We start from the raw sequence: 13,811 nt of genomic DNA, 5'->3' as shown, positions 1-13,811 counted from the left end.
CCGTAGCGATTACCGTTAGTTAATCTAGTTCAGCACGTGAAAATAAATCTACTATCAAATTGTGGTCATCGCATGCTTGCTTAAAGGCCACAGTAAAAGTACTCAGGGCATTTTTATCTGATGAATACGCCACAAACATACTGCCTTCTGGATCGAATTTGATCACATTTTGCCATTCTGGATATTTTTCTTGCAAGAATACAGTGGCTAAACTTCCCCAATCATAACCATTGCCTTCAAACCCTTCGTTGGCACGTGTGGCAAAAACTTCAGCTTTATAAGAACCCACATCGCTCAAACATACAGAAACGCTATCTTCGTGCTCGACCCAGAAGAAAGGGCTGATGACTTGCTCAAAATCTTGCCTACTCATTGTGTTATACCTAATATTTGAATATCAAACAGATCTTAATACTAACACTTAGGAGTTATCAATTTGTTAGTTTTTACTTATGAGGCGTACTAAAAAGCATCTGCTGGCACAAAAACCTCACCAACCATGATACGCCTTGCTGAACGGCTCATCGAGACTTTTTTGGCTTGCCAGCGGTCATCGACTTGTTCTGTTTTGCCGCCTACTAGTAGAGTACCTGATGGGTGACCAAAACGTACTTCATCGAACTTCTGACCACCAGCGGCCTCATTTACTAAGGTTCCTTGTGTGGTTGCTGCTGCAGCAATGGCGACAGCTGCTGTACCCATCATGGCGTGATGCAATTGCCCCATACTCATGGCACGTACCACTAAATCAATTTCGCCAGCATCGACCGACTTACCACTAGAGGCGGTATAGCTCTGTGCTGCGCCCACCCAAGCGATTTTAGGAATGTGTTGACTGGTCTGTGCCTCGCTCACATCTTTAAATAATCCCATCGCCACACCGCCTTTGGCGCGGATAGTCTCAAGCTTAGCAAGTAGCTCGCTGTCGCTATTGATATCACCTTGCAATTCAGTACCCATAAACCCCAAATCTTCTGCTTTCATAAAGATGGTCGGGATACCAGCGCTAATAAAGGTAGCTTTGACGCTATCGGTATTTAAACCGCAACCCGTTACATCGAAGTCATCGACCAAGTTGCCAGTAGGGAACATGTCGCTGGTGGCATCGACTGGATCGATAAACTCAATTTTGACTTCAGCGGCGGGAAAGGTGACGCCGTCTAATTCAAAGTCGCCTGTTTCTTGAACCTGGACTTTTTTATCTGCGTCTTGATAGACGGGAACATGGGCAATGATAGTTTTGCCGATGTTTTCTTGCCAAATGCGTACTTCACAAATGCCGCTTTTAGTATTGTCATCGATGCTATTAGCAATCTTGTCGGCAGCAACTAGCCCCATGTTAATGGCGCAAGCACCAACAGCTGCGGTTAAGTTGCCGCAGTTACCCGCCCAGTCAATCATGGGTTTGGCGATATTGACTTGTCCAAATAGATAATTGACATCGTGGCTGTCATCATTTGCTGGAGATAAAATAACCGTTTTTGAGGTGCTAGAGCTGCCATTACCCAAGCCATCGATTTGCTTACCATAAGGGTCTGGGCTACCAATCACACGTAGCAAAAACTTATCACGTGACTCGCCAGCGACTTGGCAACGCTCAGGTAAATCAGACAGTTTAAAGAAAGTGCCTTTTGAGGTACCACCGCGCATATAGGTGGCGGGGACTGATATTTGCGGAGCGAAAGAAGGTTTGGATTTAGGATTGGTTTGAGCCACTGTATTAAGTCCTTTTTATATTGTTGTAAGATTAGGATGGTGCCATCAGCAAGTAAACATGAATGACTAAAAGTGCTTATTAATAATGATAGCGACAAGAGATAATCGTCAGATAGTTATCATCGACGGCATATACCAACCGATTGGCATCATCGATGCGTCTTGACCAAAATCCAGATAGGTTTTCTTTTAGGGGTTCAGGTTTGCCAATGCCTTCAAACGGATTACGCTTACATTCGGTGATAAGTTTGTTAATACGTTTGAGTGTTTTTTTATCTTGCGTTTGCCAGTACAGGTAGTCTTTCCACGCAGCATCTGTCCATGCTAGTTGTTCACTCATTGTCAGACCCTTTGCGTTGATTCAAGCCTTTGAGTTTAAGCACTCTCAATGTCGTTATCCGCATGCTCATTGTCATCACTATCTTCTGCCGTATCAATTAGCTCACGCGTAACGGTCTTGCCAGCTTTATATTGAGCAATAGAATCCGCTAAGTGCGCTGCATTGGCAGGAGACTTTAATAGATAGACAGTTTCCATCAGGCTATTGTAATAATCAAGCGACATCACAACCGCATCATCAGCGTCACGGCGGGTTACGATAGTGGCGTTGGCATCATCGTTTACCGTATCTAGGACGGATTTTAGGTGTTTTCTGGCTTCTGAAAAACTAACGACTCTCATGGCTTACTCCTTTCATGATATTTTGCATAACTTGTACAATATATGGTACATATTACGCCATTGATTAAGTAAACTCAATATTTAGCTACTATCTAATACTTAGGAGTAAGTGACAAAACTCAGTGTATAGAACGCAAAAGCAAATAAAAGCCGATGTCATATAAAAAGGTTATACAACATCGGCTCCTTATATACTCATATCATACTAAAGGTTTAAACAATATCTAACGTACCTTCGATGAACTCTTTGGCAAAGCGTTGTAGCATACCGCCCGCGTTATACATTTTTACTTCATCAGCTGTATCTAAGCGGCAAATAATAGGCGCTTCTGTGATACTGCCGTCGGTACGATGAATCACCAACATCATCAATCCGCCAGCAGAGACTTCACCTGTGACATCAAAGGTTTCTGTACCATCGATATTTAACGTGTTGCGAGTCGTGCCTTCTTCGAACTGCAGAGGTAGGGCACCCATACCAACTAAGTTTTGACGATGAATACGCTCAAAGTCCTCAGCAACGACGGCTTCTACACCAGCGAGACGCACGCCTTTGGCAGCCCAGTCACGGCTAGAGCCTTGACCATAGCCATCACCTGCGATGATGATAAGCGGTTGCTCACGGTTCATGTAGGTTTCAATCGCTTCCCACATACGCATCACTTGACCTTCTGGCTCGACGCGGGCCAATGAGCCTTGGATAATTTCACCTTCCTCATCGCGTACCATCTCGTTCAATAACTTAGGATTGGCAAAGGTGGCACGTTGCGCGGTTAAATGGTCACCGCGGTGAGTAGCGTATGAGTTATAGTCCTCAGCAGGCAAACCCATAGTATCTAGATACTCGCCAGCTGCTGATGAGCCAAGAATAGCATTTGATGGCGACATATGGTCGGTTGTGATGTTGTCACCAAGTACGGCAAGCGGACGCAGACCTGTTAGGGTATTTTTCTTCGCCATTTTTCCTTCCCAATACGGTGGACGGCGGATATAGGTGGTCATCTCACGCCAGTCATATAAAGGGCTTAGCGTTTTACCCATGTCTTTTTTGGTTTCATCAAACATAGGAATATAAACGGCATCGAACTGTTCAGGTTTAACGGCAGCGGCAACGATAGCATCGACTTCTTCGTCATCAAACCAAATGTCTTTTAGATAAACATCATTGCCATCTTGGTCTTTGCCCAATGAGTCTTTTTCGATATCAAAACGGATGTTGCCAGCGATGGCATACGCAATAACCAATGGCGGCGATGCTAAGAATGCTTGCTTGGCATAAGGGTGGATACGTCCATCAAAGTTACGGTTACCTGAGAGTACTGCCGTGGTAAATAAATCATTGTCGATGATTTCTTTTTCGATATCAGGGTCTAGCGCACCACTCATGCCGTTACAGGTCGTACAGGCAAAACCAACCACGTCAAAACCGATTTCTTGTAGCTCAGGCATCAGACCTGCTTCTTCTAGGTACATTTTGACCGTTTTTGAGCCAGGTGCTAAGGATGATTTGACCCAAGGTTTCCGTAATAATCCTTTGGCATTAGCATTACGAGCCACCAGGCCTGCTGCTACCATATTGCGCGGGTTTGAGGTGTTGGTACAGCTGGTGATAGCCGCGATAATCACTGCGCCATCTGGCATCAAACCGTCCTTTGATTCAGGTAGTTTCTCATCAGGAGCGTGAGCGATGCCTTTGGCAACCAAATCATCGGTCGATACGCGGGCATGTGGACGCGAAGGCCCTGCCAAATTGCGGCCTACTGATGACAGATCAAACTCAAGCACGCGTGCGTATTCGGCTTTTTTCATACCGTCAGCCCATAGGCCAGTTTGTTTGGCATACTGCTCAACCAGTTTGATTTGTTCTTCACTACGACCAGTCAGACGCAGATAGTCGATGGTTTGCTCATCGATATAGAACATCGCAGCAGTTGCGCCATACTCAGGCGTCATGTTGGAGATAGAGGCGCGGTCACCGACAGTCAGCTGGCGTGCGCCATCACCGAAGAATTCTATATAGGTAGAAACCACACCGGCATCACGCAAAAACTCAGTCATGGCCAGTACCAAATCCGTGCCAGTAATGCCTTTTTGCAATTTACCTGTAAGTTTGACACCCACGTAATCAGGCAGGCGCATATACGATGGATTGCCGAGCATCACGCTTTCAGCTTCTAATCCGCCCACACCGATTGAGATAACACCGAGCGCATCGACCATTGGTGTGTGGCTATCTGTACCCACTAACGTATCGGCAAAAGCGACTTTTTCGCCTGCTTTGTTTTGTACCACTTGTACTACAGGTGACATTTTTTCTAGGTTGATTTGGTGCATAATGCCATTACCTGGTGGCACCACGTTTACGTTATCAAAGGCGTATTCGCACCAGTTGATAAAGTGAAAACGGTCATCATTACGGCGCTCTTCAATGGCACGGTTTTTCTCAAACGCATTGTCTTCAAAGCCTGCATGCTCAACAGCTAATGAATGGTCAACGATAAGCTGAGTTGGCACGATAGGGTTTACTTTAGCAGGGTCGCCACCTTGCTCAGCGATAGCATCACGTAGGCCAGCCAAATCAACAAAAGCCGTCTGACCCAAAATATCATGACAAACGACACGGGCAGGGTACCAAGGAAAGTCAAGGTCTTGCTTGCGGTCGATATGCTGCTTAAGTGCATTGGTTAGCTCTTCTGGTGGACAACGGCGTACTAGGTTTTCGCACAATACTTTTGAACAGAAAGGTAGTTTGTCATACGCGCCAGCTTCGATGCTCTCGACAGCTTCTCGGGTGTCAAAGTAGTAAAGGTCAGTATCAGGAAGTGGTTTTTTAAAGGGTTCGTTCATTGGTTGTACTAGTGCATTGTCCATAAGTCACCTTTGGCGGTTAGCTGGTTTAGATTAAAATTAATAAAAGATATTCTCTTAGCAAAATCGTTGGTTTTCTCGTTTTTAGCGATAAAAAGCGATAAAAAAGACTTTGCTAAAAAAATGATATTGAACGTTTAAACATAAGATCCTAAAGCCAGTATATGACCGACTCCTAATGTCGTAGTGAATATAAAAAACCAATTGGTATGCGAGGACGGAGCATTTTGGCGAAATAATTTAGCCCAAGCCATTATCATGCATACTATATTGATGACAAACAAAGAACCCCATAAGTTGAGCAAAAAATCTAACCACTCTCGACTTAAACTATTCTGAGAAAAATCCATCGTAAACTTGATACTGGTATAACTAAAACTGAGTAGAGTGATTGCTGATATTATGAAAATAAATATATCTACTTTTGACGTCTTTTGGTTTTGGTGAGGATAGACGATAGGTTTGATTAGTAATACCACTAACCATAAGAAGCTTGCCACCCAAACGACATATGATGGCCATACTGTCATCATACTTCTCCAAACGTAAACATAGATATCAAAAGTTAAGTATAGAGTGTGCCATGCGCGCCAGTTAAAGGTTGTCTAACTCTCAGCACGCAAAGCACATCTTAAAAAAATTATCCTACTTTAAATAATTAACGCGCACTCATATCTGGTACTGGACGCAGCTCTTCACCCGTATATTCTGCACTTGGACGGATGATACGGTTGTTAGCACGTTGCTCAAATACATGAGATGCCCAACCTGTTAAGCGTGAGCACACAAAGATTGGAGTGAACAGTTTGGTTGGAATACCCATAAAGTGATAAGCAGACGCATGGAAAAAGTCAGCATTACAGAACAGTTTTTTCTCGCGCCACATGACCTCTTCACAGCGTACTGATACGGGGTATAGCACCTCATCACCAACGTCAGCGGCTAGCTTCTCAGCCCAACCTTTAATTACGACGTTACGAGGATCTGATTCGCTATAGATGGCATGACCAAAGCCCATGATTTTATCTTTACGTGCCAGCATAGCTAACATCTCGGTTTCGGCTTCATCGGCTGAACCAAAACCTTCAATCATATCCATCGCAGCTTCGTTCGCACCGCCATGCAAGTGACCACGCAATGAGCCAATTGCACCTGTGATACAAGAATGAATGTCAGATAAGGTAGACGCACACACACGAGCGGTAAAGGTTGAAGCATTGAACTCATGCTCAGCATACAAAATAAGTGAGATATTCATCACTTTTGTGTGTAGCTCGTTTGGTTTTTCGCCTTTTAACAGATGTAAGAAATGGCCACCGATGGTTTCATCATCCGTTTCGGTTTCGATACGCACGTTGTCATGCGTGAAGCGATACCAGTAGTTAATGATTGATGGGAAAACCGCCAACATGCGGTCTGTTTTGTCTTTTTCTTCGGCAAAGTCAGTCTCAGTTTCAAGGTTACCCAGCATAGAGCAACCGGTACGTAGTACATCCATTGGGTGCGAATCGCTTGGGATGCGTTCAAGTACGTCTTTTAGCGCTTGTGGTAGACCACGTAATGTTTTGAGCTTGGCTTGATAAGCATCAAGTTGGCTTTGGTTTGGCAAGTTGCCATAAAGTAGCAAGTAGGCCACCTCTTCAAAGATGCATTTGTCTGCGAGTTCTGATACGTCATAACCGCGATACGTCAGACCTGAGCCTGATTTACCAACGGTTGATAGTGCCGTCTTGCCAGCGACCTGACCTCGTAGACCTGCGCCTGAAAGTTGTTTTTGTGCTGCCATGATTGAATTCCTTTTGTTGGTAGCTTTTTGGGTGAAAAGTAAAAAAAGGTGTTTCTTATAATGTGACTTCTTGCATCAGTCATTGCTAGCTTTTATGGTTTCGTTATTAGAAACCAGTTAACTGACACTTTCGCAAGAAGTCTATGGGCGTGTCCCCAATCTGAACAATCAGTATTAAATGGGCTAAAAATGGCTAAGTATTTGCCAAACTGCGTTAAGTAGCTTGCTAATATCTCGATATTATCTGCACTATTTTTCTTAGTTTGACTGCTATTTATCTCATTTTTATCTCTATGTTCAACATGGGGACACACCCTAAGCAGTTTCTTTGCTTATTGTTGACTGACTATAGCGCTGGTTGTGTGCAACTAAGACTGTGGTTGTGGTGCATCTAAATCAACAGTAATATTACAACGATCGAACTCAGCCTGAATCGGTGCACTCATTGCTTGCATTACACTGCCTTCACCTTGAGCCTTGTTTAGCTGCATGTACTTAGCGCCAACTGGTGATTGCATAAAGGTTTGTATTTCTGCCATTTCTTCTTTGGTAGGTTGTTCCATCGGTGTTTCGACTTCTTCGCCACTCATAATGCGTATTTGTTCGTTACCAAAGGCGATCAGTTTTTTCCCTAGATCTGAGTTATAAAACGCCTCTAACTCTTGTAACTCTGCATCGGTAAACTCTGTGTTATAGAAGTTATTAATTTCTTCTCTACCCAAGTCTTTGTCGCGCGATTCAAGGCAGCTTACTTGCTCTGCATTGAGCGATCCACTACTAATAAGCGGAGTAAATACGAAATTGTTAACAGTATCTAATGTCATTTCTGTCATCAGCAAGTTATCTTGAGTAGTAGCTGGTGACGTTTCGGCAGCAGTAGAGGCGCTCATCTCACTCGCCTCACTAGTGGTTTCGTCAACGGTTTCTGGTGTTTTATCACAGCCTGTTGTCAGCAACAGAGCGGCAAGCGTGCAGCTAAGCATTGAAGATTTAGCGATGGTATTAGCAGTAAAAAATGACATAAATAACCTAAAAGTAGGGGAGGGTTGATTTTTTAAAATAAAAGTAATAAAAAACGGTTTAGTTTTTGGTATTACTTATTATCGGCAAACAATTTGTCTAGTGTTTGCTCAAACTCATGATAGTTTAAAAAATCATACAGTTCCATACGAGTCTGCATAGTATCAACGACCTTTTCTTGTGTGCCATCGTTCAACAGGTGTTGATAAACGTTTAGTGCTGCTTTGTTCATCGCACGAAATGCGGATAGTGGATACAACACCATCTCGACACCCACACTGTATAGCTGGTCAGTGGTATATAAATCAGTCTGACCAAATTCTGTCATGTTGGCCAGTACAGGAATGTCTAGGACATCCGTAAACTTGCGATACATTTTGATATCGGTTAATGCTTCTGCAAAAATCATATCAGCACCAGCTTCTTGAAAGGCAACGGCGCGTTCAACAGCTGCATCTAAACCTTCTACAGACAATGCATCAGTACGTGCCATCACCACAAAGTCAGGATCGGTTTTGGCATCTAGTGCTGCTTTTAGGCGATCTACCATCTCTACAATACTAACGATTTCTTTATTTGGTCGGTGACCACAGCGCTTTTGAGCCACTTGGTCTTCGATATGTACTGCTGCCACGCCTGCCTTTTCCATTTTTCTGATAGTTTGAGCAATGTTGAACGCACCACCAAAACCAGTATCGACATCTACCAATAGTGGTGTATCAACCGCATCGGTGATACGGCGAGCATCTTCTAAGACATTATCTAAACTCGTCATACCCAGATCAGGTAGGCCAAATGAAGCATTTGCCACGCCCGCACCAGACAAGTACAACGCTTGGTGACCAACTTGAGTCGCCATCATCGCGGTATAAGCATTAATCGCGCCAGCAATCTGTAAGGGTTGGTTGTTATCATTTTTTTGTTTCATAGCACTGCGAAAGCGCGTGCCAGCCGATGGTAAAGTCATGTCTTAATCCTTACTTAGAGGGGTGATATTATCTTTGTTGCCATCGATTATACTCAATTATTGCTCGCTGAAAAGTATATTTTTATCCCTAGTAATTATTATATTTAAATAGTATATTAATTAATATTAATAATATTCAATTATTAAATAGCATTATCCAAAAAATAGCATTCCATATAAATTACTATTCATTTTAGTAAAACTATTCAGGCAAGCCGTTTTGAGTATTTACATTTATTTACAAAGATAATAGGAAGACTTGTCAGATATTGATAAATATCAAACAAGAAAAACCCCTTATTAGCCTAGCTAAAAGGGGTTTTATGTTTTTTGCATGTACTGCATTTTTGGACGCAACGTTTTTAGATACGTTGTAATAAACTCACTTAACCAAAGAGACCTGCAAGGTTGGCTAAGAATAACAAGGCAACACCACCTAGGAATAATAAGCTCACAATCGAGTAAATATTCATGCCTGCTGATAGTTTTTGCTGATTTTTAACCAGTGAGTAGTTCAACCAACCAAAGATAGGCGCAGAGACAAATGCTGATATCATGGCAAACTTGAGCATAGTACCTAGCTGTCCTGCAAAGAAGGTAATAATAACCAAACCACCACCGATAGCGTAAGTCGTCCAAAATGAGATTTGTTTTTTATTAATCGCTTTTTCACCTTTGAGTAAGCGCCAGCACTCAGCATTGGCTCGGCCGTAGCCATCAGCACAAGTAATCGTTGTGCCGAACATGCACATAAAGGCAATAAAAGCGACCAATAGTCTTGACCATTCACCGATGGTCGCCGTATACATATTGATAAGCTGATCAATATAGGCAATGCCTGCCGTTTGAATCTCTTGACCAGAGCCATATTGAACAAAAACACCTAGTGATAGAAAGAACAACGCTAAAATAGCAGATACCAAAAACCCGACATTGAAATCAAGCAAACCTTGTTTGTGAGTGGTATGGTCTGTTTTACGTTTTGCAGAGGTCCACATGGATGTAATGGCAGCAAACTCAAGCGGCGCTGGCATCCAACCCATGAGGGCCACGATAAAACCTAATGTGGCCAAATTCCAAGGCGTGACTGCAACGAAGTCAACGGCCATAACGGTCGGTCTGCCAGCAGCGATGACAACTGCGGCTACAGTAGCAATCGTTAGCGCAATCATAATCCATTTGGTTACACCATCGAGCAGCTTGTAGTGACCGGCAATCAAAAATACCCAGCATACAATTGTCACTATCCATGCCAATGTAATGGTAGACAGCTCAATAGAGGCGGGCAGCATAAAACCAAGAATAACGGCTGCGATTAATGACACTGCGCCAGTGCTAATAATCGCTGATAATATAGAGAGAATAAAATATACCCATAGATATGTCTTAGAGCGTTTGGCATAGCCTGCAATCAGACTTTCACCAGTATCGTAGACATAATCTGTACCAAAACGGAAAAATGGGTATTTAAAAACATTGGCTAATACAATAATAATGGCCAGCTGCCAGCCATAAAGTGCGCCAGCCTGTGTCGATGAAATGAGGTGTGAGCCACCAATGGCAGCGGTCGCCATCAAAATCCCAGGACCAAAGATACGCCAACTAAAGCCTTCCTGGTTAGTAGCGCTATCAAGCGTGTTTGTTTGTTGTGCGGTCATACATACCTCAAATTATATCTCTAGAGACACCCTAACACTGACCTGTGACAGAGTGCCTGCAACTAATAAGTAATGTTTATAAATGAAATGGTAAAGACTAAAAGGATAAAAACAGTGATAGTTAAATATTTATAGGCGACTTTAGCATATCTATAATGATACGAGATAATGATTATTTTCATCACCTAAGCTAACGAATGGTTAATAATCAGTTTTTTAGGTAAATTTCTGATGTCGATAAGTAATACCACGTTGTTCATAAACATGATAAATAGCAGTCAGTAAATCAGGAATACTAGGATGAACGAAGTCTTTGAGCGTGTGTAGATAGATAGGGGAGGTAACGTTTTCATGCACCAAGCGTTGATAGCTGATTTGTTCGGTACGTACCGTTTGTAGGCTGGCAGGTACGAGCGTAATACCTTCACCTGCTGCTACTAGACCCAGTGCGATCTGTAAATCACTCACCGTTGTTGTCATAAAAGGAGAAATACCGTATTGTGCAAATAAATGCAGCAAAGGCTCAGTAATGGGCGTATCGTTGGTTGCCGATTCTTTATTCGTATGAAGCGTTTTGGTATGAGCGTTTGGCGTGGCCATCGGCAAACGCGTTTGATGATATAGAATCAATCGGTTGTTTGCCAAGTCTATCAGCCTCTGCTCACGTACATGTGCTAAAGCATGCGCTTTAGGTAAGGCAACGACATAGCGTTCATGGCGCAGTAATATTTGCTGAACCCATGGGTCTTGATGCGCAAAACGACCAAAGCCAATGTCGATATCACCAGATTTTAGAGCATCCATTTGCTGATAGGAGCTGATATCTTTGAGATTGACTTCAATATCAGGACTGGACTGCTTGAGCCTAGCAATGATTTCTGGGAGCAACCCATAGAGCACGGAAGGAACAAAACCAATATTAAGAATACTACTTGGTGCGGATAACCGCTGCGTCATACTGGTCACTGTATCAATCTCTGTTAGAATGGCACTGATTTTATCGTAAAAAAATGCACCAGCCTCAGTCAAATCGAGCGGCCTATGATAACGATCAACCAGCTCCACACCCATATCGGTTTCGAGCTGTTTGAGTAAGCGGCTCAGAGTAGGCTGTGACAACCCTGTCTTGGTTGCCGCCGCGCTAAAGCTACGCAACTCTGCGATAGATATAAAGGCATTCAGTTGTTTTAAGTCCATACCGTTAAACCTGTGTTGATATAGTCGGTTCAATATAACTTGGATACAAGGAAACCAAGTGAAAGTGCTGTAAATAGTAAGCTAAGCGAGACTGACGCCGTATTCAGTAGATAGAGGAGTGACTATAGCCACTCTATGGCTTATCAGTATAGTGCATACCTCTATCCATATAACCACCTATTCACCGACTAATATTAGAGTCTATTAAACATAGGGCTAGTTGAGCTATTAACTCAAAGCCAACCAGGCGTTGTTTGTATTGCTCATTTCTATTTTCCATTGGTTATTATATTCAGGTATTAAAAAAGCTTTGTCATAGCCAAAGTAGCGACATACTCGTACAGTTAGCAAGGATTGCAACATATCGAATTTATATAAATTTAACTATAAGTTAGAAAATATGCAGAATAGTAACGATATTTACAATATACTTTCACTATAAAATATTTTGTACTTGAAGATAATAAGATGAACAATTATATTATTTGATAACGATATAGTTACACTGTAGTAATAAACTGGTTTGGTATTATTTTATGAGCGACAAAAAAACAGATATTGGTACAGATTTTGAAGAAAAGTTGGCGGAAATCACCACTAGAAATCCACGTGCTCGCACCAATAATAATATCTATGATCGGTTCGTCAGTCGTGTAGAAAACACTAATAGTGAAGACTTAACACAATCTGAAAATATTAAGTTAGCACCTAAATATCAGTCTTCTGGAAAAACAGAGCTTGAGCTGCGTACCGATTCAGATAATGATACTCATCTGTTAAATAACACATTGAGTATAGATCAGGCTGAAACAGATACCGTGTTTGATTTTTCAGATCAAGTACTGTCTATTGATACAGATGAATTCCTAGAAATTGATTTTGATGATACTCATGCGGAGAGCAACAACGAAATTGTTGAGTCAGAGTCAGATTTTTCAGATCAAGTACTGTCTATTGATACAGATGATTCCTTAGAGATTGATTTTGATGATACTCATGTAGAAAGTAACAACGAGGTTGTTGAGTCAGATTTCTCAGATCAAGTACTGTCTATTGATACAGATGAATTCCTAGAAATTGATTCTGATGATACTCATGTGGAAAGTAACAATGAAATTGTTGAGTCAGAGTCTGACCAGCTCTGCAATACGGATGAGACGACCTCTATAGCTAATGATGACGAAGCTACACAAGAAACGCAGAAACAGCAGGCTGTCAATATACCAGCTGCTACAGAAGCAAAAAACAAGCCAGCAAATAATAAAAAAACGCTCGTTATTGGTCTGATTTTGGGTTTAGTATTGATTGCTATTGTTATAGCAACACTTGTTTTTATGGGCGTTTTTCCAACAGACACAGCTACCGCTGATAATACTGAATCAAATATTAATAGTAATGTCGATACGGTGCCAACGGATAGTGCGCCTAGTTCTGACGAGGAACAAGTAGCCAACAGTAATGCCCAAACCGATACTGATACTGATACTGATACTGATACTGAGCTCAGCGTTACAGAGACACCAGCAGCCTCACAACAGGATGAGCTAACTGGTGAGAATCAGAGCGCCAATAACGATATTGTCGATAGCAATAGCAATGCGGCTATCGATGAGAAAAAGACCACAGATACCACCTCAGATGACGCAGTATCTAGTGAGGCGCAAGCTGAACCAGCCATTAGTTACGAAGATTTTAGACAGGAGTCACAAAATACATTGTATCGTGAGACCACTGATTAGGTTCGCTTTACTATATATACAGCTAGTTGCTCTTATATTTTCTATATTATTGATAAAACGGATGAAATCAATATCAAAACGCATGAGTTACGCCAACAAAAAAGTCAAAGAAAGCCTTCTAGTAACATAAAAATAATCATCACAATCGGTATGTTGTTGGTGATTACTATTGTTATGTC

11 protein-coding genes are annotated in these 13,811 nt (G+C 42.2%); 1 reads left to right on the top strand and 10 read right to left on the bottom strand.

Features of this window, described 5'->3' with window-relative positions:
- Nucleotides 1-19 precede the first annotated feature (19 nt).
- From ACT3SX_RS03650 to ACT3SX_RS03605, 10 genes are all read right to left on the bottom strand, one after another.
- The gene (locus tag ACT3SX_RS03650; protein WP_192518463.1) at nt 20-373 is read right to left on the bottom strand and encodes an immunity 51 family protein; all 354 of its coding nucleotides are present in this window, start codon (nt 371-373) and stop codon (nt 20-22) included.
- 89 nt (nt 374-462) lie between these two features.
- Complete coding sequence (gene prpF / locus ACT3SX_RS03645) at nt 463-1,716, bottom strand: 2-methylaconitate cis-trans isomerase PrpF (protein ID WP_192518462.1); 1,254 nt, start codon at nt 1,714-1,716, stop codon at nt 463-465.
- A gap of 79 nt (nt 1,717-1,795) precedes the next feature.
- Nucleotides 1,796-2,056 carry a Txe/YoeB family addiction module toxin gene (locus tag ACT3SX_RS03640; RefSeq protein ID WP_037025847.1) on the bottom strand — a complete coding sequence of 87 codons (261 nt, stop codon included), beginning with the start codon at nt 2,054-2,056 and terminating at the stop codon, nt 1,796-1,798.
- Nucleotides 2,057-2,091: 35 nt separating this feature from the next.
- Nucleotides 2,092-2,397, bottom strand: coding sequence for a type II toxin-antitoxin system Phd/YefM family antitoxin (locus tag ACT3SX_RS03635; RefSeq protein ID WP_192518461.1), 306 nt, complete (start codon nt 2,395-2,397; stop codon nt 2,092-2,094).
- A gap of 213 nt (nt 2,398-2,610) precedes the next feature.
- Nucleotides 2,611-5,268, bottom strand: a complete 2,658-nt coding sequence (gene acnD, locus ACT3SX_RS03630) for a Fe/S-dependent 2-methylisocitrate dehydratase AcnD (protein WP_263972654.1) — start codon at nt 5,266-5,268, stop codon at nt 2,611-2,613.
- Nucleotides 5,269-5,923: 655 nt separating this feature from the next.
- The gene (gene prpC, locus ACT3SX_RS03625; protein ID WP_192518460.1) at nt 5,924-7,051 is read right to left on the bottom strand and encodes a bifunctional 2-methylcitrate synthase/citrate synthase; all 1,128 of its coding nucleotides are present in this window, start codon (nt 7,049-7,051) and stop codon (nt 5,924-5,926) included.
- Nucleotides 7,052-7,419: 368 nt separating this feature from the next.
- On the bottom strand, nt 7,420-8,073 hold the full coding sequence (locus ACT3SX_RS03620; protein ID WP_192518459.1) for a DUF2059 domain-containing protein: 654 nt from the start codon (nt 8,071-8,073) through the stop codon (nt 7,420-7,422).
- Nucleotides 8,074-8,144: 71 nt separating this feature from the next.
- Nucleotides 8,145-9,038 carry a methylisocitrate lyase gene (gene prpB / locus ACT3SX_RS03615; protein ID WP_192518458.1) on the bottom strand — a complete coding sequence of 298 codons (894 nt, stop codon included), beginning with the start codon at nt 9,036-9,038 and terminating at the stop codon, nt 8,145-8,147.
- 386 nt (nt 9,039-9,424) lie between these two features.
- Nucleotides 9,425-10,696: an NRAMP family divalent metal transporter gene (locus tag ACT3SX_RS03610; RefSeq protein ID WP_192518457.1), complete on the bottom strand. Its 1,272-nt coding sequence runs from the start codon at nt 10,694-10,696 to the stop codon at nt 9,425-9,427.
- Between the two features lie 216 nt (nt 10,697-10,912).
- The gene (locus ACT3SX_RS03605; protein ID WP_192518456.1) at nt 10,913-11,893 is read right to left on the bottom strand and encodes a LysR family transcriptional regulator; all 981 of its coding nucleotides are present in this window, start codon (nt 11,891-11,893) and stop codon (nt 10,913-10,915) included.
- Between the two features lie 536 nt (nt 11,894-12,429).
- Here ACT3SX_RS03605 and ACT3SX_RS03600 point away from each other — a divergent pair.
- Nucleotides 12,430-13,632 (top strand): hypothetical protein, encoded by a 1,203-nt coding sequence (locus ACT3SX_RS03600; RefSeq protein ID WP_442069529.1) that lies wholly within the window; start codon nt 12,430-12,432, stop codon nt 13,630-13,632.
- Nucleotides 13,633-13,811 lie beyond the last annotated feature (179 nt).

Origin of the sequence: Psychrobacter sp. AOP31-B2-9, assembly GCF_052378005.1 — a bacterium.
Classification (GTDB): Bacteria; Pseudomonadota; Gammaproteobacteria; order Pseudomonadales; family Moraxellaceae; genus Psychrobacter.
The sequence above is the reverse complement of the archived record's forward strand: the minus strand, read 5'-3'. Positions and strand labels throughout refer to the sequence as shown.